Below are 26,707 nucleotides of genomic sequence, written 5' to 3'. Positions count from 1 at the left end.
GTGAATCCCCCGAGCCTGGAAAAGAAGCCCCGTGGAGCCACTGCACCCCGACGACCCCCGAGAGCTCGGGCCCTTCCGCCTGCTCCGGCGTGTCGGCGAGGGCGGCATGGGCGTGGTGTTCCTGGCGGTCTCGGGCGACGGCAGCGGGAACGGTACGGGAGACGATCTGGCCGCGGTGAAGGCCGTCCGGTCCGAGTACTCCGGTGACCGGGAGTTCCGCGCGCGGTTCGCGAGCGAGGTGGAGCTCGCCCGCCGGGTGCGGGGCCCCTACACCGCGCGGGTGCTGGACGCCGACACCGACGGCACGCGCCCGTGGTTGGCCACCGAGTACGTCCCCGGGCCCTCCCTGCACCAGGCGGTGCGCGACAGCGGCCCCTTCCCGGAGTCCTCGCTCCGGGTCCTCGCGGCCGGGCTGGCCGAGGCTCTGGCGGCGATCCACACGGTGGGGCTGGTCCACCGCGACCTCAAGCCCTCCAACGTCCTGCTGTCCCCGCGCGGCCCCCAGGTGATCGACTTCGGCATCGCCCGTGCCGCCGACACCACCCAGCTCACCCGCACCGGGCAGGCCCTGGGCACGCCCGCGTACATGTCGCCCGAGCAGGCCGTGGGAAGGGTCGTCGACCCGCGCAGCGACCTGTTCTCCTTCGGCGGGGTGCTGCTGTTCTCCGCCACGGGCCACCAGCCCTTCGGTACCGGCAACGCGCACGCACTGCTCTACCGGGTGGTCAACGAGGAACCCGATCTGAACGGGGTGCCCGAGGCCCTCCGTCCCCTGGTCGCGGCCTGCCTGGCCAAGGAGCCGGACGACCGCCCGGAGCTGGGTTCGGTGCTGGCCGAACTGGCCGGGACCGCGCTGCCCCGGGGCGACGAGGACCCCACCGAGTGGCTGCCCGAGGCCGTGGCCACCCGTGTTCTGCGGACCACCGCCGCGGCCACCCAGGTCGTCCCGACCCTGGCCGTCACCAGCGAGGTGGTCCCGGAGGAGCCGCATCGGGAAGGGCCCGCACCGGAGGAGACCGCACCGGAGGAGTCGTCCGCCGCCGAGCCCGCTCCCGAACCGGTCCCGGCCGAGGCGCCCCCTGCCGAGACCGCTCCGGCCCCTGCTGAACCGGGCTCCGCTGCTCCCGGGACCGCCCCGGCTCCCCGCCAGGCCCACCGGTCCGGTTCGTCCCGTGCCGCAGGCACGAGAACGCTGTGGGGTCTGCTGGCCGCAGCGGCGGCGGCTGTGGTCGTTCTGTCCCTGGTGGTGGACTCCACAGACGGGACGACCCTCGGGACCGGAGCCCCGGCGGACACGCCCGACGCGTCCACGCCCTCCCCGGCCGCGTCCCCGCCCGCGTCCACCTCCGAGGACTCCTCACCCAGCGTTCGTACATCGAAGATCCGGGACATCACCTTCCTGGGCGGGAGTGGCCGCTTCGCGACACTGTCCACCTCCGGGGTGCACCTCTTCGAGGCCGACGAGGGCGAAGCGGTCGAACGGATCACCGAATCGCACGAGTCCTTCGTCTTCAGTTACTCCCAGTTGGCCACGACTCCCGACGGTTCCGTGCTGGCCTCCAAAGCGGTCAAGTCCGCCAACGACGGGGTCGCCGCGATCCACGTGTGGGACCTGGACGCCTCGGAACGACACGTGGTCGAACTGCCCGACGCCGGTGACGGCGGGCACTTCGCCCTCTCCCCCGACGGTGAGACCGTGTACTTCGGAGACAACACGTCGGGTGAGGCCGCGGTGAGCGCCTACCGCACCGCCACCGGCGAGGAGCTCTACAGCGTCGACGTCCCGGCGGAACCACGGCCCGGCAGTGTGAGCGACCGCCCCTGGCAGGGAGCCGTCACCGGTGTGGGCACCACCCCGGACGGGGAGCTGCTGGTCGCGGTGCTGGACACCGGACTCGCGGTGTGGGACGCGGCTTCGGGGCAGCCGCATCCCTCGTACCCGGAACTGCGGCAGTGGACCGGCGAGATCACCGGCCCGGCGGTGATCAGTGACGGAGCCGTCGTCACCGCCTCGGCCGACTCCGTCCTGTACTGGGACATCCGTTCCGACGCGGAACCCCTGGAACTCCCCCTGCCGTCGGAGGTGCGCGACACGCGTGCACGTCCCGCGGAGGTCGCCCTCGGGGACGGCGGGAGCAGGGTCGTCGCCTCCGGCCACGACACCGACCGGGAGGGGAGCTTCCTCGTCGTCTGGGACACGGAAGGAGAGGTCCTGGCGGAGGGTGACCCCGAACAGGAGTACGTCTCCGTCACCGCGTCCCCCGACGACGACCGCCTCCTCACCGCCTTCTACCCGCTCGACCAGTCGGGGGCGGAGGTCCTCACGTTCCTGGACCGGGACCTGGGTCCCTCGGAGGAGTTCCGGGTCCCCGCCCGCTGACCCGCGGCAGTATCCACCTGGCGGGCCGACCAGAACTGCCACCGGTACGGCCCGGCCTCTGAGACTCAGGAGCGGAACAGGATGCCGTACTCCGAAGACGACGACCGCACGATGGACGAGCTGCGCGCCGCCCAGCAGGAGACCATCGCCAGGGGAAGGATGATGCCCCCGGACAGCGCGCTGGGGATTCTCGCCGCCGAGACCGAACAGGGCGGCCTGTGGCCCCGCAGCGAGCGGGGGACCGCGGTCGTGCTCGACACCGACCTCGGCGGGGACCCGGACGACGCCATCGCGGTGGCGGCCGCGGCCCGCTCTCTGCCCGAACTCGCGCTGGTCCTCACGAACGACGAGACCGGTGGGGCCACCGGACACGGTCAGCGTGCGCGTCTGGCCCGGTTGCTCCTGGACCGGTTGGGAAGGTCCGACGTCCCCGTCGTGTCGGGACACGGTGTCGGCGGCACCCGGTACTTCTGCGCCGAACCGCTGATCCCCGTGGAGGTACCCGAGCAGCCCCGGAACGTGGTGGGCGCGGTCCGCGAACTCCTGAGCCGCACGGAGGGGGTCGTCCGCTGGGTGGGCATGGGTGCCCTGAGCAACCTCGCCGCGGTTCTCGCGGAGGTCCCCGAAGCCGCGGAGCGCCTGCGCGTGACGCAGATGGGCGGTGCCCTGAACTACCGGGATCCCTCCCGCGCCGAACACAACATCCGTATGGATGTCGGCGCCGCCCACGCGGTCTTCGCAGCGATCGGACGCGGGCAGCTCAGCGACGTCCAGCTCGTCACCTCCGATGTCACCTTCAGGCCCGAGATCGAAGTGGACCGCGCCGGCGAGCTCTACCGGAACCTGGTCGGGCAGGGTGACCACACCTGGCAGGGCCTGGTACGGCGCCACCTCGACCTGTGGTTCGACTCCTTCCACCCCGGCAGCATCCAGCACGACGCCCTGGCGCTCACGGCCGCGCTCCACCTGCCCTTCGTCAACCTCGACCTGGAGGAGGTCGCGTTGGACGGCCAGGGCCGGATGTCCCTCTCCCCCGGTGGCGCCGAAGTGTGGCTGAGCTCCTCCGCGAAGTACCCTCCCTTCAACCGTTGGCTCGAGGAGTCCCTGTTCGCCCCCGTCGCCGGCGGCGAGCAGTAGCCCCGTCCGCTCCCGGAGGCGCATGGACGCTCGAAGAATCCAGGAAGCGCACGACCTCCTTCCCGAAGAACTCCGTGCGGTGGAGGAGGCGTACCCGATATTCCGGCAGTACACGGCACCGTTCATGATGTCCGTCGCCGCGGAGATGCTCGACGGCCTGAAGAAGGACGTCGAGACCGACAGCGAGGGGCGCAGGGCGGCCTTTCCCGGTATCTACCCGCCCTGTCCCGACTGGGTACCCCACGGGGTGCCCGGGACAGGTTCCAGCACCCTGACCACCGCTTACGAACTCGATGCCGTGCCCAGCCCCGTGAGTCCGGCCGACACGAAAGGCAGCACATGACCAGCGGCACCCCCGACCTCGACGACTACCTGCGCGTGTACCAGGCGTCGGCGAGGCTCTTCTGGCGTTCCTCCCGCCCCTGGCCGGACACCCTGGAGGGTCAACCCCAGGAATGCCGCGACGCCTGGGCGCACCTCGAGCAGGTACTCGCTGAGGCCTTTCCCGTTCCCACCAATCCCGGCGCCCCCTCAGACCCCACCCGACACCTCATCACCAGACGGGGCAGCGACAACCGACCCGTCACCCTCTCGGACGCCGCACACGACTGGCTCACCCGTGTACAGGAACAACCTGGCGCGCCCTATCCCCGTGACGTCATCGCCGAACACCCCGAAATGCACGGGCAGAAAACCCTCACCACGGACTTCGTCCTCGTCACGAACGACTGGTGCGCCATGGCCATGAAGATGGTGGGCGAACTCCAGCACCGGCTGGCCCCCGGCCGCCCCGCCTGCACCATCAGTGCCAACGCGCAAGGTCTCCCAGACACCTTGCGCCACGCCGCCGACCAGCTCCGTAACGCACTCGCCGGCCACGTCACACCTTCTCCCGTCCCCGACAGCCCGTTACCGCTCGCCGCACCCGCCCCCTTCCCCCGCGACATCGATTCCGAGCGGCTCGACCGTCTGTGCTGGGCCGCCTTCGACGTCGTGGAGCGCACCCCCGGGCTCGCCGCGGTCAAGGCCGGCGAAGCCGAAACACCCGACGTACAGGTCAGCAAGGCTGTGGACGTCCTGCGCCGCACCCTCGCGGGAGAGGAGCCGAACCCCTGGCAGGGGTTCAACCCCCGGGTGAATCCAGCCGACAGCCTGGTCGGCAGCAGCGAGGACCTGTCCTTCACTGACTACCTGAACCGCGTTCGCACCGGCGTTATGGCAGACCAGCCCGCTCCCTGGGTCCCAGCCGCACCGGTCCTCATCGACACCGGGGACGAGGGCATCGCCTACACCGGTATCCCCTTCCCCGCCGCCGAGGTGCTCATCGAGGTACTCGACGAGGTCGCCGCGCGCCTGACCCCGGGAATTCACACCGAGACGATCGGCATCGACACCTACCAGGCCTACTACGACCTCGCCGGGATCAGGGGGATCCTGCACAAACTCTGACCGTGAAGACCACCGGACAGGATGTGAGCTCTCGGATGCGCCGATCCTTGTTCTTTCCGAATATCAGCATCCAGATCTTCTGTGCCGCTCATGAACGCAGGTCTTCGAGCCGCGCCCGGAGCTCACGCATCAGCGGCGGATACTCCTCCACGATCCGCTCACTCACTCCGTCATCCATCCACCGACCCGTCTTCAAAATCTCCGCCTGACGCTCCCAGCCCCGCTCGCACTCCGCCACCAGGGACGGATCACTCTCCTCATTGATCAGGTTCGAATACAGATGCTCAGCGACCTTCACGTACCCCTTCGCTCTCTCCTGGAGCCTCAACACCTCGTAGGGCGGGAACGGAATACCCCCAGGCGGGAGCTTTCCCCAATACGGCTTCCGATCGTCCTCGGACATAACCTGCCCTCCCCGAACACCGATACTCACAGCCGATGCGACCCCTCACCCGCCTACCCGGTTTCCCTTCTCCACCCCTGCCATCCCGGTTCGTTCGGGATATTCCGGATTCGGGCGCGCGCACTTCTGACAGCTACCGCCAGAACCATCGGGGCGCGGCCGGTTATCAGAGCCAGACGGCCTGGTCACTGCCCCAGCGGGTGGAGGCGCGGGCCCAATCTCTCGGGCCGCCCTCGTAAGCGACCGGGGGGAGGGCGTAGCGGAGCCTGCCGTAGGCCGACGGGCCCTCGGTGAGCCAGTCGGCGGGCTCGTATCCGCCGCCTTCCGCCGCTTCCGAGGGGATGTCGTTCATCAGCCATCCGGCCGTGCCCGCCAAGGAGAACCGCAGCCGCCGTCCCCGGCCGTCGGTCTGGCGCTCGGTGAGCGCGCGCAGAACCCCGGCGGCCAGCAGATATCCGGTGCCGTGGTCCAGGGCCTGGGCGGGCAGCACTCCCGGGCGGTCCCCGCCGCTCGCCTCGATCGACGCGATCCCGCTCGCGGCCTGCACCAGGCTGTCGAACCCCCGGCGCCCGGCCCACGGCCCCGACCATCCCCAGGCGCACAGCTGGGCGACCACCAGACCCGGGCAGCGGGCGATCAGCTCCTCGGCGGCCAGCCCGTGCCGGTCGAGCCCGCCCGGGCGGTAGCCGGTCACCACGACGTCAGCGGTCTCCAGCAGTGCCTCGAAAACGCCCCGCCCCTCGGCCGTGTCCAGGTCCAGCAGGGTGGAGCGCTTGCCCATTCCGGTGTCGGTGTGGCTGTCGGGATCCTCCTCCAGCCCCGGGGAGTCCACCCGCAGCACGTCGGCGCCGAGCAGGGCAAGGGTCCGGGTGGCGACCGGCCCGGCAATGACCCGGGTCAGGTCCAGGACCCGAACCCCGTCGGCGGGCAGACCGCCCTCGGGGAGCCGGCGGCCGCCGTCCTCACCCAGCGCATCGGACTCTGCCAGCGGCAGCCCTGCCGCCTTGAAGCCGTCCGGCGCACCGGGTTCCCCGTCCTCACGCGGCACGGGTGCCACGGCGACCGCCAGACCACCCCCGGCGTAGACCATCTCCTGGACCTCGCGCGCGGGCCGAGCGGCCAGTGCCTCGCCGAGCTCCTCCGGGCCCGCCTCGGCGTCGAGTCCGAGCGCGGCCAGCAGCCGGGCCCGGTGGTGGGGGTAGTTCGCGTGGGTGCGCACCCAGCCGTCAGCGGCCTCCCAGAACCCCGACAGCGGCGCGAAGGGGGTCGGCTTCCGGCCGTCCACGAGCAGGTGGCGTTCGCTGATGAAGGCGGTGGCCACCGCGCCCTCGTCGATCACCACCTCAGGAACCGCTCCGCCGCCCCGTGCCGCCAGCAGTTCGGCCGCGGCCAGGGAGCACGCCCCGACGGTGGCCCTGGCCAGTTCCCGCACCGGCAGCTTCGCGGGGAGCACCTCCCTCGCGCCCCGGTAGGAGACCCGCTCCACCAGCTCCGCCGCCCCTCCGATCACCTGCCACGCCTGGGCTGTCGTCACGTCCGGTGTACCGCCGGGGTCCTGGGTACCGCTGGGGTTGGTCGTCATGGCGTCATTGTGCCCACCCGGGCGGCCGGGACCACCCGTGGGTCCGGGCGGTCCCGGACACCCGGACGCACGGTCGGCGTCACGCGACGGCGGTTCCCTCCAGCTCGACCATCAGGTCGGGGACGGCCAGCCGTGTCACGCCGAGCATCGTGGTGGTCGGCGCGACCCGGGCGGCGCCCAGCCTCGACGCCAGCTCCCCGTAGTGCTCGAAGAGCCGGTCCACGTCAGTGGTGTAGACGTTGAGCCGGACGAGGTTCGCCAGGGACATCCCGGCTCCGGCGAGCACCGCCTCCAGGTTGTCGAGGCTCAGCGCCAGCTGCGCCGCCATGTCGTCGGCGTGCTGCGGTTTGCCGTCCCCGCTCATCGCGGTCTGGCCGGAGCAGTACAGGGTGCGGGTCCGGCCGGAGACCACCTCGCCCTGGTTGTATCCCAGCTCCGTCGACCAGGTCCACGGGTTGACCACCGTTCGCTCCATCGCCACGTCAGCTCCATTCGGTCCGCCGACGGAACGGGCGCCCGTCGGCTCAGCGGTCACTGTCCTTGCCCTGCCTTGCCTGATCAGCCTCGCAACCAATCACGACACCCTCTGTCATGTATTTCGGTAGGGTTTTTCCATGCGCGCTGACCGGCTGGTGTCCCTGGTGTTGCTGCTGCGCCGGCACGGGCAGCTGTCGGCGGCCGCGCTCGCCGACGAGCTGGAGGTCTCCACCCGAACGGTGCTGCGCGACATCGAGGCGCTGTCAGCCGCTGGTGTCCCGGTCTACTCCGAGCGGGGTCGACACGGTGGTTTCGCGCTGCTGCCCGGTTTCCGGACCGAGCTCACCGGGCTGAACCACGACGAGGCCCTCGCCCTGCTGATCGCCGGATCGCGGCGCGGCACGCAGGCGTTCGGTCTGAGTTCGGCGCTGGCCTCGGCCATGCTCAAGGTGGTCGACGCGCTGCCCGAAGGGCATCGGGACATCGCGACCGGTGCGGCCCAGCGGCTCCTCATCGATCCGGAGACCGACCTGCTGGCGCGTTCGACGGTTCCCGAAGAGGTGCCCGGTGCCGTCGTCGACGGGATCCGGAGCGCGGTGTTCGCCGGACACAAGCTGCGCATCCGCTACGAGGCTGTGGGCCATGGGCCGAAGTGGCGCACGGTGGACCCGATCGGCCTGGTCACCGTGCGCGAGCAGAGTTATCTGCTGGCCACCAGGGACGGCGAGGACCGCACCTACCGGCTGTCCCGGGTTCTGGCTGCCGAGGAACTCCCCGAACCGGCGGAGCGCGCGGAACGGGTCGATCTGGGCCAGGCGTGGAAGGAGCGCAGCACCCGGTTCCGGGCCGGAGGCGACCTGGTGACCGTGGTGGCGCGGGTGAGGCCTGAGCGGCGGGAGGAATTGGCGGGCACCGCGCTGGCCGTCCTCTCCGAGGAAGCCGACGGCCTCACGGACACCGACGGGCCTGACGCGGAGGGCCGGCTGCGGCTGGAGGTCACCTTCCAGGATTCGAGGCACGCCGAATGGGCGCTGTGGCAGCTCGCCGCGGATGCCGAAGTCCTGGAGCCCCAGTGGCTGCGTGATTTCCTGCGCGATCGAGCGGGCGAGGTCGCCGCCCGCTACGGAATCCGGCGCTGAACCAGACCTCCGGGGCTCCCGCACTGCCGGCACTCAGCCCCGCGCCGCCGGAAGGATTAGCCGCGGCTGCTGCGAGCACCACACTCCTGCTCGCCCTGACCGCCGCGGAGGAGATCGGCGGGTCACTCTTCCAGTCGGCCGGATTCCCGATCCGAGCCCCGGCCCTCACCAGGCTCCGCGGGCTCGGTGTCCACCACCGCCGAGAAGCTCGATGCCCTGTGACCGCGAGTCCAGTCACCGCGGGAACGCGGCCGTCGGAGCCACACACCCACGCAGGGCACCGTGGACAATGTCAGACCCGTATTGGAACATGTGTACTAGTCAGCCGTTGGAGTGGTGGAGGAAGGGGTGAGTTCTGTGTCGTGGACGTGGGGTAGTGACGGAAGTCTTAACCTGGGGGGTATGAAGCAGAGCGAGGAACAGGCGGCCCTTCTCGCCCTTCTCCTGGGCAAGCGGGTCCGATGGCGCGACGTGGCCGAGAGGGTCCTGGACTCGGCCGGTGCCGCCCATGTTCTGCGTGATGCCTTCGGGGACCAGGACACGCTCTTCGACGTGGACCAAGGACCGATGGAGGTGGCCCTGGCAGAGGCACGGCAGCTACTCTCGCGCTGCGCCTCCGAGAAGGTCGGGGTACACGCTTTCTGGGACGGCTCATACCCGACCCAACTGCGCGACGTACACGAGATGCCACCGCTGATCTTCACCCGCGGAACAGTCCTGGCCGAGGAGCAGCGGTCGATCGCCGTAGTCGGATCACGAAAGGCTTCCGAGCACGGTCTGGCGGTCGCCGGCAGCATCGCCCGCCGACTCACACAGGAGAACATCACCGTGGTGAGCGGCCTGGCGGCCGGAATCGACACCGTGGCGCACAGGACGGCCCTGGACCACGGCGGCCGAACCGTCGCCGTGCTGGGCACGGGGATCAACCGGTTCTACCCCTCGGAGAATCGCCGTCTCCAGGACGAGATCGCTGACAAGGGCCTGTTGATCAGCCAGTTCCTTCCTGATGCCGCTCCCACGAAGAAGAGTTTCCCCATGCGCAACGCGGTCATGAGCGGCTATGCCGCCGCGACCATTGTCGTGGAGGCAGGGGAACACAGCGGAGCCCGCATTCAGGCGCGGATGGCACTCAAACACGGTCGACCTGTCATCCTGCCTCGTGAGTTGCTACGGAACCAGTGGGTGCGTGATTATGAGAGGCGCCCTGGAGTTCATCTGGTCAGCGATATCGAGGAGCTGATGTGCGCTGTGCGATCGATCATGGCTGATGCCGAGGTGAAGCCGGAGGAACTGGTAGGGGAAGCCGAACTTGTCTGGTGAGGCGCGCCGGTATTCCGTCCGCACCCACGTCGAGGTTCAGCTCGCCTACCTGCATGGATCCCCGACCCCGGGGACAGGGATCTGCCAGGTGTGCTTCGGCGCCTGCCGCCCCTCCTCCGCCCGCTGTGTCCCCTGTGCGGAAATCGACTACCAGGCCGGGCGTATGGCGGCTGACCTCGTTGTTCCCATCACCTACCGCAAGGGCTCCGGCGGGCAGCACAGCCAGAATCTTCGTATGTACAAGCAGGAGCCGCACAACAGGACGGCGAGAAGAAACCTGACCGCGCTTTTTGCTTATTTCTGTCTTCACCACATCAGTTGTGTGAAGGCAGCGGCGGATGTCGACCGATTCACGCATGTCTGTTTCGTTCCGAGCACGAAGAATCCATCGCAGGACGTGCACCCCCTGGAGGAGACCCTCGGTGACAAGGTGCGGAGTCTGCGCGGCATCCGACTCTCGGTCAATCAGCAGGTCCCGTCGGAATCGCGTTCCTTTCACAAGGACTGGTTCGAGGCCGGCGTCCTCCCGGCACAGGGTTCAGAGACCGACGTCCTTCTGCTGGACGACACATGGGTGACCGGCGCCCGCGCGCAGTCGGCGGCCTATTGCCTCAAACAGGCTGGGGCCCGCAAGGTGGTCATGCTCGTACTGGCACGTCAGATCAACCCTGACTACGGTCATTCGAAGCCTTTGGTGGAGCGCATCTCCAAAGTCCCCTACGAGATGGATTCCTGTGCGTTCCACCTCAGTGACATGATCCCCGCGCCTCGATCGCCCTAGCGAATCTTCCCCGAACACGAAGAGGGCCGTCGACTCGATTCGACCCGACGAGGGAGAACCGGGCGGACCGACCGGGCGGCGGAGAGACCCGGCGGAGGAGCGGCGTAGAGTTCTGGCATGGACGGCCACGCGGACACCGTGGTCCTCGAACCGGGGATCGACGGCATCGCCGAGGTGTTCCACACCCACATGCGGCAGCACGCCTACCCGATGCACACGCACCGGTCCTGGACGCTGCTCATCATCGACTCCGGAACCGTCCGCTACGACCTCGGGCGGCACGAACACGGGGCGCTCGACCGGACGGTCACCCTGCTTCCGCCGCACGTCCCGCACAACGGCACCCCCACCACGGCGCAGGGGTTGCGCAAACGGGTGCTGTACCTGGAGCCGGAGCAGATCGACCCGGACCTGGCCGGCCGGGCGGTGGACCACCCGATGTTCGACGACCCCCTGCTCCGCCACCGCATCCACCAGTTGCACGACACCCTGCTCCGGCGGGGGGAGGACCTGGAGGCGGAGAGCAGGCTCGGCCTCGTCTCCGAACGCCTCCGGCGGCACCTGGGCCTTCTGGGGGCGGCCCCGGTGGACGATCCCGGGATCGCCGACCGGTTGAGGGACCTGCTGGACGCCCGCACCGTCGAGGGGATCACCCTGACCGAGGCCTCCGACCTCCTCTTCTCCCACCCGAATCACCTGACCCGGGCGTTCACCCGGCGGTTCGGCATGCCCCCGCACCAGTACCTGGTGGGGCGGCGGGTGGACCTCGCGCGCAAGCAGATCCTCGAAGGCCGGGCGCCCGCGCGGGCGGCCGCGGCTGCCGGGTTCCATGACCAGGCCCACCTGAACCGGCACTTCAAGCGGGTCCTCGGGCTCCCGCCCGGACGGTACGCGCGCGCCCTGCGGAGCGCGGCCGATCTCAGCCGTGCATCCGGGCGCCCTTGACGATCTTGTCCACGCCGTTCTTCGGTCCGTGCACCGCCAGGCCCACGAGGTCCAGCGAGTCCCGGCCGACCGCACGGACCGCGGCCCGGTTGTCCCGGTCGTTGCCGGTGCCGAAGAGGTCTGAGGTGAACACGGCGAGGTCGGCGTCCCGGGACAGGGCCCGGGTGTGCGCCATGGTCAGCGTCTCCTTGCTCCCCTCGAACACCATGACGGGCTGGCGGAACATCGGCAGGTAGGCGGTGCCGTCGGCGTCCTCGTAGGGTTCGCCGATCAGCTCCGGCACCCGGCGGCCGAGCCCGCTGACCAGGAAGGCCGTGACGTTGAGCCGCTGCCACACGGCCAGGTCGTCACGGAGCAGGACGGCGATCTTGGTGTCGAAGCGAATCGGTTCGGAAGCCTTGGCGGCGTCTGTGGTCTCCATGCCCGGAATCCTCGCCCGGGGCCGGTCCCGGGGTCTTGTACGTTCCTCACCCGCTCCGGGTCCGGAACCCGCTGCGGTCCCGGGGCCCGGGGCCCGCTCCGGGCGGCTCGTACTCCAGGCCGATGCCGCGCGCCCACAGGCGGGTGGCGGTCTCCACGACCACGTCGGGGTCGTGCTCCTCGCCGTACAGGAACAGCATCCTCGCGGTGTGCTCGACCATCCCGCCGAGCATGCTCGCGGTGGCCTCGACGTCGATGTCGGTCGAGGCCAGCCCCTCCTCCTGGAGGCGGCGGGTCCCCGAGATGATCCGGTCGACGAAGAGCCCGCGGATCTCCAGGAAGAGGGTCCGGAAGCGGGGGTGGCGCGGGGAGACCTGCTCGATGACCTGCATGATCCGCGCGTTGTCCCGGTAGGCGACCAGGAAGCGCTCCGTGGCGTGGCGGATCCGGTCCACCGCTCCGGTGCCCGGGGGCGCCGCGGAGCGGGCGGCGTCGAACATCTCCCCGGCCACACCCTTGGCGACCTCGTGGAAGACCTCGTCCTTGGAGTCGAAGTAGGTGTAGAAGCTCCCGTAGGCGATCCCGGCCCGGCCGGTGATCTGGGCGACCCTCGTCTCCTCGAACCCGCGCTCCTCGAACTCCTCGCGGGCAGCCTGGACGAGGGTGCTCCGCTTACGCCGTCCGCGCTCCGTGGGCGGCCGCCCGGTCAGCGTCTGTTTTCCCACTGGTACCCCTCGCCCCCGACGGATCTCCTCGCGGTCACCGCAGAGGGAGGAACTTCGCGATGACCTCGTTCATGATCTCGTAGGTGCCTCCGCCGATGCTGAAGACCCTGGCGTCCCGGTAGTGGCGCTCCACCTCGGTGCCGCGCATGAACCCCGTGCCGCCGTGCAGCTGGACGGCGTTGTCGACCACGTAGTCCATCGCCTCGGTCGCGGTGTTCTTCGCCATCGCCACCTCCGCGATCAGGGGTTCGCCGTCCTGCAACCGCTCCGCGATCCCCCGCACGTAGGCCGTGGCGACCTCGGTGCGGCGGTGCATCTCCACCAGCCGGTGTCGCAGGACCTGGCGGCGCGACAGCGGCCCGCCGAAGGCCTCGCGTTCGCGGACCCACTCCACGGACAGGTCCACGCAGCGGCGCGCCATCGCGCAGGCCTGCACCGACAGGCCGATCCGCTCACCGGCGAACTGGCGCATGATCTGGAAGAAGCCCTGGTCCACCTCGCCGACGAGGTGGTCGGCGGGAACCCGGACGTCCACCAGGGACAGCTCCGCGGTGTCCGAGGAACGCCAGCCCATCTTGTCCAGCTTGCGGTCGGCGGTGAACCCGGGGGTACCGCGCTCGACCACGAACAGCGAGATGCCCTCGTGCCCGGTGTCGGAGGTGCGGGCGGCCACCGTCACGAAGTCGGCCCGGTAGCCGGAGGTGATGAAGGTCTTCGCCCCGTTCAGCACCCACTCGTCGCCGTCGCGGACGGCACGGGTGCGCAGGTGGGCGACGTCCGATCCCGCTTCGGGTTCGGTGATGCCCAGTGAGCAGACCAGCTCCCCTGCCAGGGCGGGGCGGACGTAGTCGCGCACCAGGTGTTCGCGGCCGTCCGCGACCAGGGCGGGCAGCGCGATGGTGTGGGTGAACAGCGAGGCCAGGACTCCGGTCGGCACGCCGGCCAGGACGGCCTCCTCGGAGACGACGAGCTGGTCGAGCATCTCGCCCTCGCCGCCCACCGACTCCGGCTGGCCGAGCCCGAGCAGGCCGAGGCGTGCAGCGGCCCGGTGCAGGTCCCGGGGCAGTTCGCCCTCGTCCTCCCACCGTTCCACGTGGGGAAGGACCTCCTTGGCCGCGAAGGTCCGCACCGTCTCCCGGAGCGCGGCGCGCTCGGGTGTGTTCCAACGGTCGGTCCGGGGGGTGTCGGTCGCGGTCATGTACGCACACTCGCATCCGTGTCGGGGGCCGCCCAGGAGGTCCGGGAGAGCCGGGCGCCCCAGGGAGAACTGGACATCCCGGGAGAGCCAGGTCACACTTTGCTATGGTGCGCCGAACATGACAAGTCAGTCAACATTCGTTCCCGGAGTTCCGCCGCAGAGTCGGCGGAGCGCCCTGTGAGGAGCCCTCGTGGTCGACACAGCCACCCTTGTCGAGGACCTGCGCGCGGAACAGGAGGACCTCGCCGCGCTGCTCGCCGGACTCGCCACCGCCGACTGGTCCCGACCGACCCCGGCGCCCGGCTGGAGCATTGCCGACCAGGTCGCCCACCTGGCCTTCTTCGACCGGTCGGCGCTGACCGCCCTGACCGACCCGGACGGTTTCGCGAAGATGCTCGAGGCCGCGCTGGCCGATCCGGAGGGGTACGTGGACACGGCAGCCGCACCCCTGGCCGGGCTGCCCCCGCAGGCCCTGCTCGACGAGTGGCGCGAGTCCTCGGCCGCGCTGCGGTCGGCCCTGGCCGCGGCCCCCGCCGGGACCCGCGTGCCCTGGTTCGGGCCGCCGATGAGCGTGCCCTCGAAGGCGACCGCGCGGCTGATGGAGACCTGGGCCCACGGCCAGGACGTGGCGGACACCCTGGGTACGACCCGACAGCCCACCGGACGCCTGCGGCACATCGTCCACATCGCCCTGCGCGCCCGCCCCTACAGCTACTTCGCCCGAGGGCTGCCGACACCCGAGGAGGCGGTCCGCGTGGAGCTGACCAGGCCCGACGGCGGGCTCTGGCGGATGGGCCCGGACGAGGCCGCGGACGTGGTCCGCGGTGACGCCGAGGAGTTCTGCCTGGTCCTCACCCGCCGCCGCCACGTGGCCGACACGGCCCTGACCGCTGAGGGCCCGGCCGCCCAGGAGTGGCTCCGGGTCGGCCAGACCTACGCCGGCGGCCCCGGCGAGGGCCGTCGGCCGGGCCAGTTCCCCGCCCGGTCCGCTGCCACCCCGGAGGCGGGTGGCCAGAACCCGGGCGGCCGGGACGCGGGCGCCTGAGCGACGGGCGTCCGGGAGGCGGGCAACCGGACCGGCACGAGGGAACAGAGTTGACTGTTCTGTCAGACCGAATCCGGGGTGAGAGTGCCCTGAGCCCGGATGAGCCGGTTCAGCTCGTCGAACTCCAGCTCGATCCCGAAGGCCTTGAGGGTGAGGGTCCGGCCGTCGGCGGAGAACTGGGGGTCGAGTCCGCGCAGTCGGGCGTAGCTGTAGGAGGCCCTGCGGTGGTCCGTGATGGAGGGGACCTGGGAGACGGCCTGTTGGATGACGCTGATGACGTGGAGCGCGGTGGGCGCGGGGAGCAGGAATCCGGGGTGCTCGAGCAGGAAGCCGGCGCGCGTACCGCCGCCGACCGGGCCGTTGTAGGCGGCCCAGCGCCCGGTGAGGACCTTGGCGGCGTCAGTGAGCAGTGACAGGACCTGGTGCGGCATCTCCGGGGAACCGGGCAGGGCGCTGAAGGGCACCTCCGGCTCGGCCAGCTCGGCGATGCCGTACTTGCGGCCGAGGTCGCGCACCGTCACGGAGAGCTCGGTGACCTCGGGGGAGAAACCGGACGGGTTGGCCCAGGCCCACATCCAGGACCCGGGGCCCGGTGCGGCGCTGCCCAGCAGGTGGAACCGGTCGCAGACCAGCTGCGACTCGCCGGAGAACTCGAACCTGGGCTCGGCCAGGTCCGCGTTCCAGTTGGAGTTCCCGACGACCTTCTCCATGTGGAGCTGGTGCTCCATGGAGAGGATCGCGGCGTCGTTGAGGAGATCGTGGAAGGTAGGTGTGTTCTGCACGCGCCGGACACTAGCGTGCGCCGCTGACATCAGTCGAGAGGCCGGGGCCCTGAAGGTGTGGCGGCAGAGGTGGCGGCCCCTGAGGGCACCGACCCTGAAGGGGGCGGCCCGGCCCGGAGCAGCTCACCGCGGGCCGGGTTCCCGGGCCGGGCGGCCCGGCCGCCCTTCACCGGGCGGGTCGCCCCTGGTCAGGCCAGTGACTTCATGACGGGGATGAAGTCCTCGTCCTCGGTGTACACCCCCACCTGCCCGGTCTGCTCGTCGATCTCCACCCGGACCTTGACCAGGCGGGGCCGACCGTCCCGCACGGACTCCGGCCGCCACCAGAACAGCTTGTCGGTGATGGGCTTGTCCGTGTCCGCGGTGTAGCGCCTCGCCACCTCCTGGAGGGTGTCCATCGCGATGACCGGCTGCTCGCTCTGTCCCAGGACGTGCGCCATCACCACCGGCGGGGACGGGAACACCACGAGCGCGCCGTGCGGCGCGTCCCCCAGATGACGGTCCAGGACGTGCAGCTGCGAGCCCGCGTAGAACCCGCCGCCGATTCCGATGTGCACGATCTCGGCGCCCCGGGCGTCCATGCGGGAGACCTCGAACGGCTCGCTCAGGGATCCCTCGACCGCCCGGTCGAAGGCCTGTTCCTCGGTGAGGCCGACCTTCTCGAGGTCGGCACGGTTCAAGGGCTGGATCGAGTCGGGGAAGTCCACGACCACGACCTCGAACACACCGGAGGCGAAGGGCCGGGACACCAGGATGTCGAGCGCCCCCCGGGGAAAGGCCGTCTCCGGGTACAGGCGGGTGCGCAGCCGCCCCTCCGGGGACGCGGCGGGCCGCACCATCCCGAGGGTGGACCCGATCGCTTCGGCGAGCTCGGCCGCCCTCTCCCGGATCCCCTCCTCGTCCAGCTCCTCGACGGAGGACAGGTAATCGCTCACGTCCCGCCGCCCCCTGCGGTCATCGGGAAGAGCGATGCTCAGGCTGTCAGGGAACTCGAAACGGGCGTCGATCCCGTGCGCGGCCAGTTCGGACAACAGAACCTGCCTGGCCGTGTCCGTGGACAGCAGCGGGTAGTGCGTCCCGAAGGCGAACCCGCGTGAGCGCAGCTGACGCATCATGCCGAACACGATCTGCTCGGCGTACCCGGCGTGCTCCTCGGACGCGACGGACCGCATGTCCTCGACGATGCCGGCGCAGTCCATCTCGAAGGACTCGTGGTTCTGGTCGTTGGGCGGAAGCGGGATCCGCAGCCGGGTGGGAGGAACCACCCGCACGTCGGCGCCGTGCCTGGCGTAGGTCGCGGTCAGGAGGTTCAGGAAGGTGTCGGTGTGCGACATGTGGGTGCGGCCCTTCGGCGCTTCGGATGACGGTGGGACCCCGGAGGCTAGCGGTCCTCACCGACATCCGTCGAAGCGCCGGGCCCTGGCAGCTCGGCCCGGACCGGTACCTGCTCGACTCCTGCGGACGACCCGACCGTGGCGGCGCCGTCGGCCCCGGTGGGCTCAGGATTCGGACCGCATCGACCGCATCAGGGATTCCAGGAGGGGACGGAACTCCTCGTCGGAGGAGAAGAGCGAGATCTCCCTCTTCTCGTCGTCGACGGTGATCGCCACCTCTCGCAGATCGGGGAGGTCGCTGTCCCGCGAGCCGGGGTGCCACCAGTACAGCTTGTCGCTGACCGGCTTGTTCGTGTCGGCCGTGTACCGCTCGGCCAACTCCTGGAGGTGCTCCATGGCCGTGACGGGGTTGCTCCGGCCCAGGACGTGTGCCACGACCACCGACGGGGAGGGGAGCACCACGAGGGCGCCGTGCGGGGCCTCGCCCAGGTAGCGGTCGAGGACGTTCAGGTGGGCGAGGGTGTACTCCTGGTTCCCACCGCCGATGTGCACGATCGGGGTGTCGAGGAGGTCCGTCTCGGAGACCTCGAACGGTTCCTCCAGGGAGTTGGCGACGGCCGCCTCCAGGGCCCGCTCCTCGGTCATGCCGCCCAGCTGTTCGCGCCGGAGCACCAGCATGCTCTCCGGGTAGTCGACGACGACCACCAGCCGCAGGTCCGAGGTGAGCGGACGTGAGACCAGCGTCGGGAGCGCCTCCTCGGGAAACGACGACTCGGGGCGGACGCGGACCCGCAACCGGTCCTCGGAGACCGAGGTCCGGATCCCCCGGGCGAAGTCGCGCTCGAAACCCTCCACGTACTCGACCGCGTACCGGGAGACGGCGTCCTCGTCGAGGTCCTCGGCGGCCGCGAGGTACCGGTGGGCGTGGAGTGTGCTCTTGTCGGCGTCCCCGAGGAGGACCACGGTGTCGGGATCGGTGAAGTGGGCGTCGTGCCCTCGTTCGGACAGTGCGGTGAGCAGGGCCCGCCTGGCGTGGTCGTCGGACCGGGGCGGGTAGTGCGTGCCCAGCGGGATGCCGCGTTCCCGCATGTTGCGCATCATCGCGAGGACCACCTGTTCGGCCAGCTCGGGATACCGCTCCTCCGGGTGGTCGGCGAGTCGGGCGATGGGTTCGGTGTAGTCGATGACCGTGGTCCCGTAGCCCGGGAGTTCGATGCCGAGACCGGCCGGGGGAACGATCTCGACCTCGACCCGCGCCCTGGTGTAGGCATCGACGAGGAGGGCGAGGAAGGTGTTCGTGTGCGACATACCGATGTGATCCTCCGGCTGCCCGAATGATTCGAGTGCCTGTTGCGCTTCGGATGGTGAGCGGATGTGGTTCGTTGGTGCGTCCGTGGCGGCCGGCGGTCCCGGCCCCGTGTGCTGGGACGGGCCGCGGTGACCTGCTTCCCGGGGCGCTCCCCGTGAAACCGGCTGTGCCCGGCGACGGGGAGCACCGGCGTACCGGGGTCCGGAAAGGGGCGCTGTCCTCTTCCCCGACGGGGGCGGGCCGCCCCGAAGGCTAACCGGTCCGGGACAGCACCTTCTTCCGCAGGGCCTCCAGCGGCCCCGCCGGAAGATCCGCAGCCCGTCATCGCCGTCCGGCCGAGCGCGGAGACCCCGGTGGCCACGGGCGGTACGCGATTCCCGGATAATGCGGGGGTGGCGTCCCTCGGAGCGGGGGCCGCGGAAGGTCTTCGGGAGGCGGCGTGGGCTCGGGCGGACGGGGTTCGGGCGGCGCTGCGCCCTCGCTGGTGAACCGGAGGTCCCTCCTGCTCGGCGGGGGTCTCCTCCTGGGCGGCGCGGTGGCCCTGGGCGCGTCGGTCCACGCGTTCCGCGAGCGCTGGGACGTGGCCGTGATCGGCGCCGGGGTGTCCGGGTTGTCGGCCGCGCGCAACCTCGCCGACCACGGGCTGTCCGTGATCGTCCTGGAGGCGCGCGACCGGATCGGCGGCCAGCTGTACACCGACCACACCTTCAGCTCGGTCCCGGTCGAGCTCGGTGCCGGCCTGATCCACGGCCGGGACGCCTACACCTGGGAACTGGTGGAGGAGGCCGGGGCGGAGACCGTCCTGGTCCGCGCCGGCAACGGGGTCCCCGAACCCGTCCCGACACCGGAACCGCCCCGTGACGACGAGGACGCCGCCGCCTACCTGCGCCGGATGGGCGTTCCCGAGGAGCTGTGGCCGCCGGTGTCCGTCGACAACGAGTCGCTGGAGCGGTGGAGCGCCGTGTGGATGCGCGAGTACGGACTCTTCGACTGGTGGTCGGTGCCGCGCGAGAACTTCCGGGTGGTCGGCGGCTACGACAGCCTCCTCCCCCCGCTCTCCCACGGCCTGGACATCCGCCTCGGACACGCGGTGCGCCGGGTGCGCTGGTCCGGCCGGGGCGTGGTGCTGGACGCGTCCGGGCCCGGCGGCGGGGTCGAGGTGCGCGCCGACCGGTGCGTGGTCACCCTGCCGATCGGGGTGCTCAAGGCCGGTGACGTGACCTTCGAACCCGGACTCCCCTCGAGCCACCGCGACGCCGTCGCCTCCCTGGACCGCACCGACGCCCTCAAGCTCGTGTACGAGTTCGACCGCGCGGTCTTCCCCTCCGGCGAGGACGTCCTGGGCTGGGACGAGGACTCGGCGTTCGTGTTCTGGTGCCTGTCCCGTGAGGACCCGGAGGTGGTGGTGGCCTGGGCGACGGGCGAGAACGCCCGTGAGCTCCTGGGCATGCCCGCGGACCAGCGGTTCGCCGCCGGGCTGGCGGCGCTGTCCGAGGTGCTCGGCGAGGACGTCCCGGAGCCGGTCGCCCGGACCACGCACGACTGGGCCGCCGACGAGTTCAGCCGGGGTGCGTACCTGTTCGTCCCGCCCGGCGCGCACGACGCCCCGGACACGCTGGCGGTGCCGCTGGAGGGGGTCCTGTACTTCGCGGGCGAGCCGACCACCGGTGAGAACACCGTGGACGGCGCCTACGCCAACGGTTACGACGCCACGGACGCCCTGCTCTCGCACCTGTGAGGCCTCCCTTGCGACGGAGCCCGCCGTGGACCTCGCCCGAGCCGCGCGTCGGGCGAGACGGCCCCCGGACGCGCCCGCCTAGACTTGCGGGGGCAACGGCGCGGCACACCCTCGGAGCCGGGTGACACCCGGGACCGGGAGGTACTCGGAGCCGGACCACGCTCAGAACCGGAAAATGCTGGAAACCGGTAAGCGCTCGGCGCTGCGCGACGCTGGGAACCGGGAGGCGCTCTCCCAGGGGCCCCGTTGCGCCCGATATGCCGGAAATAGCCAGTTGTGATGCAATATCCAGTGGGTTCGTGACCCGTGAGGGCTCCGACACCGCGCAACAGCACAACAAGCAGAGGGAGGTTGGCGATGGCCAACCGCGCGTACGTGATCGCAGGGTCCGAGGCCACCGGCGGCGCCGGGATCCAGGCCGATCTCAAGGCCTTCCAGGAACTGGGCGTCTACGGGGTCGGGACCATCACCTGCATCGTCTCCTTCGACCCCAAGAACAACTGGGGGCACCGCTTCGTCCCGGTCGACCCGGGCGTGATCGCCGACCAGATCGAGGCGGCCACCAGCTGCCACGACCTCGACGTCGTCAAGATCGGCATGCTCGGCACCCCGGACACCATCGACGTGGTCGCCGAAGCCCTCCGGCACCAGGCGTGGCGGCACGTGGTCCTCGACCCGGTCCTGATCTGCAAGGGCCAGGAGCCCGGTGCCGCTCTGGACACCGACAAGGCCCTGACCGCGCAGATCCTACCGCTGGCCACCGTCATCACCCCGAACCACTTCGAGGCCCGCACCCTCGCCGGGATGGAGTCCCTCGACTCCGTCGACGACCTCGTCGAGGCCGCCCGCCGCATCCGCGAGCTCGGCCCCCAGCACGTGATCGTCAAGGGCGGGACCGAACTGCCCGGGCCCGACGCCGTCGACGTCTACTTCGACGGCGAGGAGGTCACGGTCCTGAGCGCTCCGAAGATCGGCGAGGAGCGGGTGAGCGGCGCCGGCTGCACCTTCGCCGCCGCGATCACCGCCGAGCTGGCCAAGGGTTCCGGGGTCGGTGAGGCCGTGCGCACCGCCAAGGCCATGGTCCGCGAGGGCATCTCCGAGCGCCTGACCACGCACGCCCCCTTCGCCTCCGTCGTGCCGATCGCACCCGCCGAGGCCTGAGACCTCACCGGGTGCTCTCGGTCACCGTCGGCGCATCCGTCGCCCGAAACACGATTAGTTCCGCTGAGATCGGACAGGGCTGTAAGTGGAACCGATCGAAGGAGGCTCCCATGTCGGAGAACGACAAGGCCGAGAACAAGTTCGACGAGTTCAAGGGCAAGGCCAAGGAGGGCGCCGGCAAGGCCACGGGCAACGAGCAGTGGCAGGCCGAGGGCAAGGCCGACCAGACCAAGTCCAAGGTCAAGCAGGCGGGCGAGAAGGTCAAGGACGCCCTGACCCCGGACGACAAGCCCAAGGGGCGCTAGTCCGCGAGGGCGCCGCCCGGTAGGTCGACAGCCCGAACAGAACTCCGAGGGGAGGTCCCGAGCACGGGGCCTCCCCTTCGTCGTGCCCGGATCCGCCGCCCCCAGCCCTCGGGGTCCCTCCGAGAGCGGGGTTCGTCCGAGGGCGGGTCCCCTCGGGAACGGGATGCCCGGAGACGGGGTTCCCCGGGGTCAGGGCTCCTCGGGGGCCGTGTCACCCAGGGAGAGCAGCAGCGTGCGCAGCAGGCCTGCCAGCTGGGCCTGCTCGTCCGCGCTCAGGCCTTCGAGCAGGCGCGCCTCGTTGGCCACGTGCCCCTCCACCGCGCTGTTCACCAGGTCCAGCCCCTTGTCGGTGAGGCTGACCAGGACACGGCGCCGGCTGGCGGGGTCGGCCTCGCGGTAGACCAGTTCCTTGCGTACGAGGCGGTCGACCCGGTTGGTCATGGCGGCCGACCCCACCATCATCATCCGCACCAGATCCTTCGCGGTCAGCCGGTAGGGCGGGCCGGAGCGCCTCAGGGTGGCCAGTACGTCGAACTCCCAGCGCTCGAGGTCGTACTCGGCCAGGAGGTCACCCACCCTGCGCCCCAGCATCTGCTGCAAACGGTTGGTCCGACCGATGATCCCCATCGGGGAGGTGTCGAGGTCGGGCCGTTCACGGGCCCACTGGTCGAGGAAGAGGTCGACGGCGTCGTTCATCCGGAGAGCATAGCGCCGTGCCCTTGACGGGTCCGGAGTGGCTCGCATAACCTTTCGTCATCGAACATTTCGGCATCGAAAGGTTCTCCCGTGGCCCCCTCCACCGCCGCCGAGACCACCCGCACCCGCCGCGGCGTCCGGCGCTTCCGGCCGGACCCGATCCCCGGACCCCTTCAGCACCAGCTCCCCGAGTCCACCGTCCAGGCGCCCTCCGGCCGGGACCCCCGGCCCGCGGTGGCGCTGTGAGCGGCCGCGGGCGGATCGCCGCGGACTCCCTGACCACCGCCCTGGCCCCGATGGTCTGGGGCAGCACCTACCTGGTCACCACCGAGTTCCTGCCACCCGACCGCCCCCTCCTCGCCGCGCTCCTGCGGGCACTGCCCGCCGGGCTCCTCCTGGTGCTGTTCGCCCGCGCGCTGCCCACCGGGGTGTGGTGGTGGCGCTCACTGGTCCTGGGCACCCTCAACATCGGCGCCTTCCTCTACCTGCTCTACGTCGCCGCCTACCTGCTGCCCGGCGGGGTCGCCGCCCTGGTGATGTCGGTCCAACCGGTCATCGTCATGCTGCTGGCCGCTCTGCTGCTGGGCGACCGGCTCCGACCGGCGCACCTCCTGGCCTGCCTGCTCGGCGCGTTCGGCGTGGGGCTGCTCGTCGTGGGGCCGGAGGCCGCCCTGGACCCGGTCGGTGTCCTGGCCGGGCTGGTCGCCGCGGTCTCCATGGGCAGCGGCATCGTGCTCGCCAAGCGCTGGGGCCGCCCCGAGGGGGTGAGCCTGCTCGGCGTCACCGGCTGGCAGCTCACCGCGGGCGGGCTGGTCCTGCTGCCCCCGACCCTGCTCTTCGAGGGGCTGCCCACGAGCCTGACCCCCGTCAACCTGGCCGGGTTCGCCTACCTGGGGCTGGTCGGGGCCCTGCTCTCCTACGTGCTGTGGTTCCGCGGCCTGGAGCGACTGCCCGCCCTGGCGGTGTCCTTCCTGTCCTTCGCCAGCCCGCTCACCGCCACCCTGCTCGGTTTCCTGCTGCTCGACGAGACCCTCACCCCGGTGCAGGGGCTCGGCGCCCTCGCCGCGGTCGGCGCGGTCCTGCTGGTCCAACTCACCTCGCACCGACCCGTCGGCAGAGGCCCCGGCAGCCGAAGACCCGCCGGGGCCGGCACCGGAGCGCCTCCGCAGGCCGCGCCACCGGACGCGGCGCGGACCTCGGAGACGGTCTAGCCGGGAATCCCGGGCCGGTCGAGCCGCCCCAGGGGGACAAAGGCCAGGCGCAGGCGGTGGCTCCCGGCGGGCAGCTGGTACCGGGCGAGAACACCCGGCCCGCACGAGGCCGAACCCAGGCCGTTGTGGGCCAGGTCCAACCGCAGATGGATCCGGTCGTCCCCGGTGAGCTCGTGCGGGTGCCGTGCCGCGTCCAGGGCGTGGTCGTCCCAGCGGCGGGCGGTCAGGTCGAACTCCGGGCCGCCCTCGATCCGCAGCCCCGACCCGTCCGGGCCACGCAGCTCCGCCCAGCGCACCCCCATCCGGTTCCCGTTCTCCTGCGGGCGCAGGTACGGGGTCTGCAGACCGTCCACCGTGCTGGTGAAACGGCCGATCCGAACCCCCTGTGCCATGTCCCGGTAGGCCTCACCCGGCCCGTACCCGAACCACTCCACCCCGTTCCAGGCAGCGGGGACCGTCAGGTTGATCCCGAAACGCGGAAGCGGGCAGATCCACTCCCCCGTCGCCTCCGCGACCAGCTCCAGCCACAACCGGTCTCCGGCGCCGGTCCACCGGTAGTCCACGTTCAGCCCCAGGTCACGGGCGGCCGGGGCGACCCGGGTGCGCACGGCCAGGGTTTCGGGGCCCACGTCCACCGTCAGCCGGCGCTCGGTGAGCCGGTCCAGTCCGGCCGCCCGCCAGAAGGGAGCCACCCCCATGCCGTGCAGGCCCTCGTCGTTGTCGGAGGGGGCACGCCACAGGTCCAGCCTGGGCGCACCCACCGCCAGGCCGCCCACCGACCGCAGTTCCCCGGTGTGCCGGTCGAAGAGCCCCGGCCCGACCCGGAAGGCGTCACCCGGCACGACCGGCTCGGGGCCGGACGAGGACTCAGGGCCGGGTGAAGGCTCGGGGCGGACCGGATACCCGGATCCGGGTGAGGGCTCAGGGCCGAACGAGGGCCCGGATCCGGATGAGGACTCGGGGCCGGACGAGGGCTCAGGGCTGGGTGGGTGCTCGGCCAGGCCGGGGGTGTCGGTTCTGGCCTGGGCCCAGGCGACCTCGTGGCCCGCCTCGGCCCAGGGGCACGCCTCGGTCAGGTGCGCGGAGACCGTCAACCACCGCTCCCGGCCGAAACCGGTGCCCGTCCCGGTCGGGGCGGATCCCCCGGGGAGCGCGGGCAGCTCGGTCTCGGCGCTCCCGCCCGGTTCCAGGACGGGGACCGCCAGGGTCCCCTCCCCGACCGGAACACCGTCCTCCTCCACCCGCCAGCGGAACTCCAGACCGGAGGTGTCCAGGACCTCCCAACCGTTGACCACCCGGACCAGGGCGCCACCCGGTTCCGGACCGGCGGACGTATCCACGGTGATGCGGACGGGGGCGAAGGTCCGGGCCAGGGCGGTGAGCCCCGGGCTCGGGGTCCGGTCGGGGAACAGCAGTCCGTCCGCCACGAAGCTGCCGTCGTGCAGCACCTCGCCGAAGTCACCGCCGTAGGCGAACCACTCGGTTCCGTCCGCCTCGCGCCGCCGGATCCCGTGGTCGATCCAATCCCACACGAACCCGCCCTGGCAGCGCGGGTACTGCTCGAACAGCCGCTGGTACTCCTCCAGGCCGCCCGGTCCCGCGCCCATCGCGTGGGCGTACTCGCACAGCACGAACGGCAGTCCGCGCCGGTGGGCGTCGTCCTCGGCCCGCTCGGTCGGGGGCTCCTCGCCCCGGCCGATCGCCGCGACCTCGTCGTGCGAGGCGTACATCCGCGAGTACACGTCAACGAAGGAGCTGTCCTGGTCACCCTCGTAGTGCACCGGCCGGGTGGGGTCGTCGGCGTGCGTCCGGTCCGCCATCGCCCGCAGGTTGTCCCCCGTGCCCGACTCGTTGCCGAGCGACCACAGGATGACGCTCGGGTGGTTGCGGTCCCGGGCCACGGTGCGGCGCATCCGGTCGATGAAGGCCTCCCGCCAGCGCGGGTCGGCGGAGGGGTTGTTCCGCCAGCCCACCGCCTCGAACCCGTGCGTCTCCAGATCGCACTCGTCCACCACCCACAGTCCCAGCTCGTCGCAGAGGTCGAGGAAGTCCGGGTGCGGCGGGTAGTGGCTGGTCCGTACGGCGTTGACGTGGTGCCGCTTCATCAGCAGCACGTCCTCGCGCATGGTCTCCCAGGGGACCGCGCGGCCGTGGTCGGGGTGCCACTCGTGCCGGTTCACCCCGCGCAGCAGCAGGGGGATCCCGTTCACCCGCAGCTGCCCGCCCTCGGTGTCCACCGTCCGGAAGCCCACCCGCAGCCGGACCCGCTCCCCCGGCGAGCTCACCCGGAGTTCGTACCGGCGGGGGACCTCCGCGGACCAGGGTTCCACCGGGCCGAGCTCGTGCACGGCCCCGGGGCGGGCCCCGGCGAGCCCGAGTTCGGGCAGGTCGATCACGCTGTCGGGGGAGCCCTCGACGTCCACCCGCAGGGTGCCCGTGCCGGTCCGGTGGTCGTAGTCGGCGCGCACGGTGACGTCCTCGATCCCGTCCTCGGGCCGGGACAGGAGGGTGACGTCGCGGAAGATCCCCGACAGCCACCACATGTCCTGGTCCTCCAGGTAGCTCGCGGCCGACCACTGGTGCACCCGCACCGCCAGGACGTTGCGCCCCGGCCGCAGCAGGTGTCCCACGTCGAACTCGCTCACCAGGCGGCTGCCGGTCGCGAACCCCACCTCGGTGCCGTTCAGCCACACCCGGAAACAGGAGTCCACGCCGTCGAAACGCAGTACCGCCGACCCCGGGGAGCCGTACCACGCGCCTTCCCGCCGCTCACCCCCGCGCTGCCCGCCTGCTCGCCGCTCCCCGTCCCCCGAACCGGTCCGTGCCCCGCCGTGCGGCCAGTCCTCGGGCAGGTGGAACTCCCTTCGGTGATCGCCGGTGGGGTTCTCGTCCGGGACGTACGGGGGGTCGATCGGGAAGGGGTAGTGGAGGTTGGTGTACGCCGGGGAGCCGTACCCGTGCAGCTGCCAGTGGGAGGGGACCTGGAGGGTGTCCCAGCCGGAGTCGTCGAAGTCCGGGGCCTCGATGCCACCGGTGTCCTCAGGGGCCCCGGGCAGCAGTCGGAAGCGCCACGGGCCGTTCAGGTCGAGTCCGGGGGCGTCCGAGACCAGCCGGGCACGCGGAGCGCGGGCCCCTTCCGAGGGGGCGAATCCGTCAAGGTAGGACAACGG

25 protein-coding genes are annotated in these 26,707 nt (G+C 71.1%); 14 read left to right on the top strand and 11 right to left on the bottom strand.

All coding sequences use genetic code 11. The features are described 5' to 3' along the window. Positions 1-31 precede the first annotated feature (31 nt). From D458_RS0118350 to D458_RS0118335, 4 genes are all read left to right on the top strand, one after another. Positions 32-2,380, top strand: a complete 2,349-nt coding sequence (locus tag D458_RS0118350) for a WD40 repeat domain-containing serine/threonine protein kinase (protein WP_017588215.1) — start codon at positions 32-34, stop codon at positions 2,378-2,380. An 81-nt stretch (positions 2,381-2,461) separates the two neighbouring features. After that, positions 2,462-3,517 (top strand): nucleoside hydrolase, encoded by a 1,056-nt coding sequence (locus tag D458_RS0118345; protein ID WP_017588214.1) that lies wholly within the window; start codon positions 2,462-2,464, stop codon positions 3,515-3,517. Positions 3,518-3,539: 22 nt separating this feature from the next. Further along, on the top strand, positions 3,540-3,860 hold the full coding sequence (locus D458_RS0118340; RefSeq protein ID WP_017588213.1) for a hypothetical protein: 321 nt from the start codon (positions 3,540-3,542) through the stop codon (positions 3,858-3,860). Beyond that, on the top strand, positions 3,857-4,966 hold the full coding sequence (locus tag D458_RS0118335) for a hypothetical protein (protein ID WP_017588212.1): 1,110 nt from the start codon (positions 3,857-3,859) through the stop codon (positions 4,964-4,966). Before D458_RS0118340 ends, D458_RS0118335 begins: the two co-directional genes overlap by 4 nt. Positions 4,967-5,054: 88 nt before the next feature. Here the strand turns inward: D458_RS0118335 and D458_RS0118330 are convergent, their stop codons facing one another. The 3 genes from D458_RS0118330 to D458_RS0118320 form a co-directional block, all read right to left on the bottom strand. Further along, positions 5,055-5,369, bottom strand: a complete 315-nt coding sequence (locus D458_RS0118330) for a hypothetical protein (RefSeq protein ID WP_017588211.1) — start codon at positions 5,367-5,369, stop codon at positions 5,055-5,057. A gap of 166 nt (positions 5,370-5,535) precedes the next feature. After that, positions 5,536-6,951, bottom strand: coding sequence for a CoA transferase (locus D458_RS0118325; protein WP_017588210.1), 1,416 nt, complete (start codon positions 6,949-6,951; stop codon positions 5,536-5,538). A gap of 79 nt (positions 6,952-7,030) precedes the next feature. Then, the gene (locus D458_RS0118320; protein WP_017588209.1) at positions 7,031-7,426 is read right to left on the bottom strand and encodes a RidA family protein; all 396 of its coding nucleotides are present in this window, start codon (positions 7,424-7,426) and stop codon (positions 7,031-7,033) included. 139 nt (positions 7,427-7,565) lie between these two features. Between D458_RS0118320 and D458_RS0118315 the strand changes: the two genes are divergently transcribed. The 4 genes from D458_RS0118315 (at position 7,566) to D458_RS0118300 (ending at position 11,613) form a co-directional block, all read left to right on the top strand. Continuing rightward, positions 7,566-8,567 (top strand): helix-turn-helix transcriptional regulator, encoded by a 1,002-nt coding sequence (locus D458_RS0118315; protein ID WP_017588208.1) that lies wholly within the window; start codon positions 7,566-7,568, stop codon positions 8,565-8,567. A gap of 402 nt (positions 8,568-8,969) precedes the next feature. After that, on the top strand, positions 8,970-9,887 hold the full coding sequence (locus D458_RS33710; RefSeq protein ID WP_017588207.1) for a DNA-processing protein DprA: 918 nt from the start codon (positions 8,970-8,972) through the stop codon (positions 9,885-9,887). Positions 9,888-10,122: 235 nt separating this feature from the next. Then, the gene (locus D458_RS33705) at positions 10,123-10,668 is read left to right on the top strand and encodes a hypothetical protein (RefSeq protein ID WP_152521169.1); all 546 of its coding nucleotides are present in this window, start codon (positions 10,123-10,125) and stop codon (positions 10,666-10,668) included. Between the two features lie 117 nt (positions 10,669-10,785). Further along, positions 10,786-11,613, top strand: a complete 828-nt coding sequence (locus D458_RS0118300; protein ID WP_017588205.1) for a helix-turn-helix domain-containing protein — start codon at positions 10,786-10,788, stop codon at positions 11,611-11,613. Here D458_RS0118300 and D458_RS0118295 read toward each other — a convergent pair. From D458_RS0118295 to D458_RS0118285, 3 genes are read right to left on the bottom strand one after another with little or no spacing between them, the layout of a single operon-like run. Further along, positions 11,588-12,034, bottom strand: a complete 447-nt coding sequence (locus D458_RS0118295) for a DUF2000 domain-containing protein (RefSeq protein WP_017588204.1) — start codon at positions 12,032-12,034, stop codon at positions 11,588-11,590. The genes D458_RS0118300 and D458_RS0118295 overlap by 26 nt on opposite strands. Before the next feature lie 46 nt (positions 12,035-12,080). Then, positions 12,081-12,758, bottom strand: a complete 678-nt coding sequence (locus D458_RS0118290; protein WP_017588203.1) for a TetR/AcrR family transcriptional regulator — start codon at positions 12,756-12,758, stop codon at positions 12,081-12,083. A gap of 34 nt (positions 12,759-12,792) precedes the next feature. Beyond that, the gene (locus D458_RS0118285) at positions 12,793-13,956 is read right to left on the bottom strand and encodes an acyl-CoA dehydrogenase family protein (RefSeq protein WP_017588202.1); all 1,164 of its coding nucleotides are present in this window, start codon (positions 13,954-13,956) and stop codon (positions 12,793-12,795) included. Between the two features lie 190 nt (positions 13,957-14,146). On the opposite strand from D458_RS0118285, the gene D458_RS0118280 reads away from it, so the two are divergent. After that, entirely contained in the window at positions 14,147-15,001 is an 855-nt protein-coding gene (locus D458_RS0118280) for a TIGR03084 family metal-binding protein (RefSeq protein ID WP_017588201.1), read from the top strand. 62 nt (positions 15,002-15,063) lie between these two features. Here D458_RS0118280 and D458_RS0118275 read toward each other — a convergent pair whose 3' ends face one another. From D458_RS0118275 to D458_RS0118265, 3 genes are all read right to left on the bottom strand, one after another. Next, positions 15,064-15,783 carry a DUF6882 domain-containing protein gene (locus D458_RS0118275; protein WP_017588200.1) on the bottom strand — a complete coding sequence of 240 codons (720 nt, stop codon included), beginning with the start codon at positions 15,781-15,783 and terminating at the stop codon, positions 15,064-15,066. Positions 15,784-15,971: 188 nt separating this feature from the next. Beyond that, on the bottom strand, positions 15,972-17,117 hold the full coding sequence (locus tag D458_RS0118270) for a hypothetical protein (RefSeq protein WP_017588199.1): 1,146 nt from the start codon (positions 17,115-17,117) through the stop codon (positions 15,972-15,974). 165 nt (positions 17,118-17,282) lie between these two features. After that, positions 17,283-18,425, bottom strand: coding sequence for a hypothetical protein (locus tag D458_RS0118265; RefSeq protein WP_017588198.1), 1,143 nt, complete (start codon positions 18,423-18,425; stop codon positions 17,283-17,285). Positions 18,426-18,865: 440 nt separating this feature from the next. Here D458_RS0118265 and D458_RS0118260 point away from each other — a divergent pair, with 440 nt between their 5' ends. The 3 genes from D458_RS0118260 (at position 18,866) to D458_RS0118250 (ending at position 21,630) form a co-directional block, all read left to right on the top strand. Next, positions 18,866-20,164, top strand: coding sequence for a flavin monoamine oxidase family protein (locus D458_RS0118260; protein WP_017588197.1), 1,299 nt, complete (start codon positions 18,866-18,868; stop codon positions 20,162-20,164). Between the two features lie 357 nt (positions 20,165-20,521). After that, complete coding sequence (thiD, locus tag D458_RS0118255; RefSeq protein WP_017588196.1) at positions 20,522-21,325, top strand: bifunctional hydroxymethylpyrimidine kinase/phosphomethylpyrimidine kinase; 804 nt, start codon at positions 20,522-20,524, stop codon at positions 21,323-21,325. Between the two features lie 110 nt (positions 21,326-21,435). Next, positions 21,436-21,630: a CsbD family protein gene (locus D458_RS0118250; RefSeq protein ID WP_017588195.1), complete on the top strand. Its 195-nt coding sequence runs from the start codon at positions 21,436-21,438 to the stop codon at positions 21,628-21,630. Positions 21,631-21,819: 189 nt separating this feature from the next. Here D458_RS0118250 and D458_RS0118245 read toward each other — a convergent pair whose 3' ends face one another. Beyond that, positions 21,820-22,326 carry a MarR family winged helix-turn-helix transcriptional regulator gene (locus D458_RS0118245; RefSeq protein WP_017588194.1) on the bottom strand — a complete coding sequence of 169 codons (507 nt, stop codon included), beginning with the start codon at positions 22,324-22,326 and terminating at the stop codon, positions 21,820-21,822. 90 nt (positions 22,327-22,416) lie between these two features. Between D458_RS0118245 and D458_RS36760 the strand changes: the two genes are divergently transcribed. Together D458_RS36760 and D458_RS0118235 are read left to right on the top strand one after the other, a co-directional pair. Continuing rightward, positions 22,417-22,572, top strand: coding sequence for a hypothetical protein (locus D458_RS36760; protein ID WP_017588193.1), 156 nt, complete (start codon positions 22,417-22,419; stop codon positions 22,570-22,572). Continuing rightward, complete coding sequence (locus D458_RS0118235; RefSeq protein WP_017588192.1) at positions 22,569-23,537, top strand: EamA family transporter; 969 nt, start codon at positions 22,569-22,571, stop codon at positions 23,535-23,537. The genes D458_RS36760 and D458_RS0118235 overlap by 4 nt, the downstream gene beginning before the upstream one ends. On the opposite strand, the gene D458_RS0118230 is transcribed toward D458_RS0118235, so the two are convergent. Then, the gene (locus D458_RS0118230; protein WP_017588191.1) at positions 23,534-26,704 is read right to left on the bottom strand and encodes a glycoside hydrolase family 2 TIM barrel-domain containing protein; all 3,171 of its coding nucleotides are present in this window, start codon (positions 26,702-26,704) and stop codon (positions 23,534-23,536) included. The genes D458_RS0118235 and D458_RS0118230 overlap by 4 nt on opposite strands. Positions 26,705-26,707 lie beyond the last annotated feature (3 nt).

Source organism: Nocardiopsis ganjiahuensis DSM 45031, from assembly GCF_000341085.1.
GTDB lineage: Bacteria > Actinomycetota > Actinomycetes > Streptosporangiales > Streptosporangiaceae > Nocardiopsis > Nocardiopsis ganjiahuensis.
The sequence above is the reverse complement of the archived record's forward strand: the minus strand, read 5'-3'. Positions and strand labels throughout refer to the sequence as shown.